Source organism: Mesorhizobium sp. M6A.T.Ce.TU.016.01.1.1, assembly GCF_003997065.1.
Lineage (GTDB): Bacteria > Pseudomonadota > Alphaproteobacteria > Rhizobiales > Rhizobiaceae > Mesorhizobium > Mesorhizobium mediterraneum.
Map to the genome: position 1 here is coordinate 1 of NZ_RZTJ01000094.1, position 729 is coordinate 729.

General features: G+C 62.1%; 1 protein-coding gene. It reads right to left on the reverse strand.

Going from position 1 to position 729, the window contains the following annotated elements:
• Positions 1-604, reverse strand: a 604-nt coding sequence (locus EOC94_RS33385; RefSeq protein ID WP_127295878.1) for a TIGR02453 family protein, incomplete at its 3' end; no start/stop codon positions are given.
• Positions 605-729 lie beyond the last annotated feature (125 nt).

Here is a 729-nt window from a genome sequence, read left to right on the forward strand (position 1 = left end):
GATCAGCCGTATGGATTCCCGCCGGATCGCTGACATGCTGGACATAGAAATGCCGGTGGCGGATGGCGGCGACCAGATCGGGATCGCTGATTTCCTCGAAGCCGCGTGGCGTACGCTTCATACGGCCTTCGGTCTCGAGTTCAAGCCTGTTCTTCTTCAACGCCGCCACCAGGCCGCGAAAATTGTCCGGCTTGGTCGCGATGGCTTTGCGCATCGCCAGCAGCAGCGCCGGCTCCGGCTGCCACCACGCAATGTCGGCGAAGCAGCGCTCAAGCCCGACATGCACGTAGAACACGCCCTGCTCCATCTTGGTGCCGTCGGGCGACAGGATGGCCGACAAATGCCTGTTGTAGGGCCGCTTGTCCTTGGCGAAGCGCACGTCGCGATTGATCCGGAACAGCGACTTCTTGCGGTCGCCGCGCAGGCCGAGCCCTGCCTTTGCGAAGCGCTCGGTCAGCGTGTCGACGAGATCACTGAGCGGATCGCGCAACTCCTTTTCGAACAGGTCACGGTTCTCCAAAAACCACTCTCGGCTCTGGTGGAAATCCAGCGCCTTCAGGAACGGAATGGCTTTCGGGCCGAAACCCTTGAATGCGCCTTCCATCACGCCTTGCCGATCCGTACCAGCCAGGCATCCTCGTCGATCACCTCGATGCCGAGTTCGCTGGCGAGCTTGAGCTTGGAGCCGGCACCCGGCCCGGCGACCACCAGATCCGTCTTTGCCGAAAC